Source organism: Magnetococcales bacterium, from assembly GCA_015232395.1.
GTDB lineage: Bacteria > Pseudomonadota > Magnetococcia > Magnetococcales > JADFZT01 > JADFZT01.
Genome location: JADFZT010000159.1, coordinates 1 through 3258, shown reverse-complemented (window position 1 = coordinate 3258; position 3258 = coordinate 1). Strand labels below are relative to the sequence as shown.

Genomic DNA, 3258 nt, shown 5'->3' with positions numbered 1-3258 from the left:
CTTGAACACCCCCCACAAAAGCGGACACCGCACCCGACAGACCAGCGGTATTTTTGTGCCCGAAATCCGGCATGGTTCTTCCATATCTGATTCCAGGCCGGGTGTCTCGTGGTCTATACAAAACCCTTTTGGGAAAGTCCACGGGGCCGTCCCTTTTGTGCGGTGTTCAAACACCCGGCTTTTTAATCGTCCCTTGAACAGGACCACAAAAGGAGCCACACCATGAACAAAACGATCCAAATTTCCCAGCTTGAAAATGATCCTCTTGACGCTCTCGGAAGTGCTCATTCAGTTGTAGAGGCCTTATCTGCTTTATTGTGTGGCCAAGATGATTTGCATCACATCAATGAGACGGCGACATCTGGCGTTTTTATCATTTTGTCGAGTGTCAGTGATACTTTGAAACAGGCAAAAACCCAATTCCAATCCGATTGGCAGAAAAAGCCAGATCACGAGCTAACTACCTGACGCCCCCCCTGTTCGGTGGCCATCGAAAGCTCCCCGGTCCGTGGCCGCCGAATCATCCCGTCAGAGAGAGGTTGATCCAGGCATGCGCGGGGACGGCGAGTTCAAGAATAAAAGTGACTCTCAGTCACTTTGAGTTGATCCAGTTACGCGGGGGTGGTTGCAAGGTATAGAGCTATCTCCATCCCTTTGGAAACTTCTCCCTGTGTGCGCGGGACGGATCCCGGTGTGATCGATTCGCTGCTGGTGTGTTTGAACTTCTCCCCGTGTGCGCGGGACGGATTTCCGTTTGCACACCGCTCAAAGCGGTTTGCAACCCTTCTGCCCGTGTGTGCGGGACGGATTTCCGTTTGCACACCGCTCAAAGCGGTTTGCAACCCTTCTGCCCGTGTGTGCGGGGAGGGTCGTTTGTGCGGGTTCCAAAGCCCCGCGCAAATCTGGGTTGATCCAGGTGAGCGCGGACGGTCGGTTTATTTCCAGAAGGGTGAACCCGTCACGGGTCATGTCCACAACAGGTCTTGGGACTCCCTTGGTATTGGGCTTTACTGTCTCCCCAAAATTGGGGAGTTTAAATAAATCAGCAAGTTGAAGGTTTATTATGGCCCGAATGTCATTGTCGTGGCGCTTTTCGAAGTATACGGCAATGTCCGTGGACTTGGCCCGAACCTGATCGTTAACGACGTTGATGATTGGGGGGCTCCCATCAAGTACAGCCGTTGTGAAATCCCTACGGTCGCTCCTTGATAGGGCCTCTACCCATGCGTGCAGAACGGGACCTTGCAACCATTTTCACGAGCCCCCAGTCTTGGCAGAATATCACCTGACCCTGAACCGCCTTCCAGGACTAAAGTCCACATGAACCGATCCGACATCATCAACGCCATCTCCGACCGGCATGGCATGTCTGTAGCCGAGGCTGCCACTACGGTATCCACCGCCCTGGATACCATGGCTGATAGCTTGGCCCAAGGTGACCGGGTGGAACTCCGGGAACAGGTAGATAGTTATCTGGAGGAGCCAATTACATGAGCTATAAATCCCAAAAAGGGCTGACCGTGCGTAATAGTACTGCGGAGTTCCTTATCTTCACCCAGCAGACAGGGGAGGATGGCATCGAAGTCCGATACCAGGAGGAGACCATCTGGTTGACCCAGAAGCTGATGGCAGAACTGTTTGGGGTAGATGTTCGCACCATCAGCGAGCATTTGCAGAATATTTTTTCCAGTGGTGAACTGGAGCCGGATTCAGTTATCCGGAAATTCCGGAATACTGCAAGTGATGGAAAAAGCTATCAAACTCAGTTCTATAATTTGGATGCCATCATTTCCGTCGGGTACCGGGTGAACTCCATACGGGCCACCCAGTTCCGACAATGGGCGACCCAAGTGCTTCGGGAATTCGCCATCAAGGGTTATGTGTTGGACAGGGAACGCATGGAAAACGGTGCGTTTCTGGGAGAGGATTATTTCGAGCGCCTGCTGGAAGAGATTCGGGAGATCCGCCTAAGCGAACGGCGCTTTTACCAGAAAATCACTGACATCTACGCCACCAGCGTGGACTACAACAAAGATGCCCCTACTACCCGAGAGTTTTTCGCCAAGGTTCAAAACAAGCTTCATTACGCCATTCACGGCCACACTGCCGCTGAACTGATCCAAGAGCGTGCCAACAGCAACACTCCCCATATGGGCCTGACCAATTGGGCCGCTGCGCCAACCGGCAAAGTCCTCAAGACCGATGTGAGAGTGGCCAAGAATTATCTGACTACCGAAGAGTTGAAATCCCTGGGAGCCATCGTCAACGCCTATCTGGAGCTGGCAGAGGAACGCGCCCGACGCCACATCCCCATGACCATGGAAGATTGGGCCGTGCGTTTGGATCGATTCCTGGAATTCGATGACAGGGAGATTCTTCAGGACAAGGGCCGCATCACAGCCAAGATGGCCAAATCTCATGCGGAAAGTGAGTTTGAAAAATACCGCATCATCCAGGACCGATTGTTTGAATCGGATTTTGACAAGGAAGTTAAATCTCTTTCCGAAGGATCCAAGCGTCGAGCAGTAAAACGGAAGAGTGACGAAGCTGAAAAAATCGATGGCCTTAAAGCTGATTGAGGACAAAACATGAAAGTGCTCAGAGAGCTGATGCCAAAGGTGTTCATGGCAGGCAAAGAAGCCCGGGAACGAGTGAATGGAGGGTGATATGGCCAGAAAAACGCTCACCCTGAAGAAACCCCGCCCCAAGCCCGGGATGAAGGTTTGCGGGATGCCGGACCTATTTCCGCCCCGGAATCGTGGCCCTGCACCCAAGCCGAAGGCTGACTGACCCCAAGCCCCCCCCACCCCAGCCAGTCAAGCGGAAACTACCCCTATCCATGTTCAAAACCCTGGCTCTGCTAAACACCCTGGAAGAGAATCATCCAGATTTGTTTCCAACAGATGACTCACCCCCCAGGCCCTGGGCCATCGGTATCCACACGGCGATCCAGACTCGATATCAGGTATCCAAGCGGGTAGCACGGAAAGCCCTGTCCATGTGGCTGGAGCAGAATCGGGAGGCGTATCAAGCGGCGCTATGGGAAAAGGGAATTCGTCATGATCTGGATGGGAATGAGGTTGGGAAGGTGGAGAGGGAGTGCTGACCGATGAAACGGGAAAACCCACTCTGGTTAAACCGGCTTGGCAAACGGGCTGGAGTTGATTCCCGGGCAATTAGTTGTAATAGACAAGACTTAATCTGACATTCGTGGTAGGATGGATCATCACCAACGAGGAGGATGTCAGAGATGAACAC

General features: G+C 52.8%; 5 protein-coding genes. 4 read left to right on the top strand and 1 reads right to left on the bottom strand.

Annotated elements, in window-relative coordinates; genetic code table 11:
• The first annotated feature begins 222 nt into the window (after positions 1-222).
• Entirely contained in the window at positions 223-468 is a 246-nt protein-coding gene (locus tag HQL52_20220) for a hypothetical protein (protein ID MBF0371767.1), read from the top strand.
• Positions 469-765: 297 nt separating this feature from the next.
• Here HQL52_20220 and HQL52_20215 read toward each other — a convergent pair whose 3' ends face one another.
• Positions 766-1248, bottom strand: a complete 483-nt coding sequence (locus tag HQL52_20215) for a Rha family transcriptional regulator (protein ID MBF0371766.1) — start codon at positions 1246-1248, stop codon at positions 766-768.
• 72 nt (positions 1249-1320) lie between these two features.
• On the opposite strand from HQL52_20215, the gene HQL52_20210 reads away from it, so the two are divergent.
• From HQL52_20210 to HQL52_20200, 3 genes are all read left to right on the top strand, one after another.
• On the top strand, positions 1321-1494 hold the full coding sequence (locus tag HQL52_20210) for an HU family DNA-binding protein (GenBank protein MBF0371765.1): 174 nt from the start codon (positions 1321-1323) through the stop codon (positions 1492-1494).
• Positions 1491-2579, top strand: a complete 1089-nt coding sequence (locus HQL52_20205) for a virulence RhuM family protein (GenBank protein ID MBF0371764.1) — start codon at positions 1491-1493, stop codon at positions 2577-2579. The genes HQL52_20210 and HQL52_20205 overlap by 4 nt, the downstream gene beginning before the upstream one ends.
• A 260-nt stretch (positions 2580-2839) precedes the next feature.
• Positions 2840-3106, top strand: a complete 267-nt coding sequence (locus HQL52_20200; GenBank protein ID MBF0371763.1) for a hypothetical protein — start codon at positions 2840-2842, stop codon at positions 3104-3106.
• Positions 3107-3258 lie beyond the last annotated feature (152 nt).

Coding starts and splice junctions, on each gene's coding strand:
- HQL52_20220 (MBF0371767.1), top strand. CDS start 223: ATGAACAAAACGATCCAAATTTCCCAGCTTGAAAATGATCCTCTTGAC.
- HQL52_20210 (MBF0371765.1), top strand. CDS start 1,321: ATGAACCGATCCGACATCATCAACGCCATCTCCGACCGGCATGGCATG.
- HQL52_20205 (MBF0371764.1), top strand. CDS start 1,491: ATGAGCTATAAATCCCAAAAAGGGCTGACCGTGCGTAATAGTACTGCG.
- HQL52_20200 (MBF0371763.1), top strand. CDS start 2,840: ATGTTCAAAACCCTGGCTCTGCTAAACACCCTGGAAGAGAATCATCCA.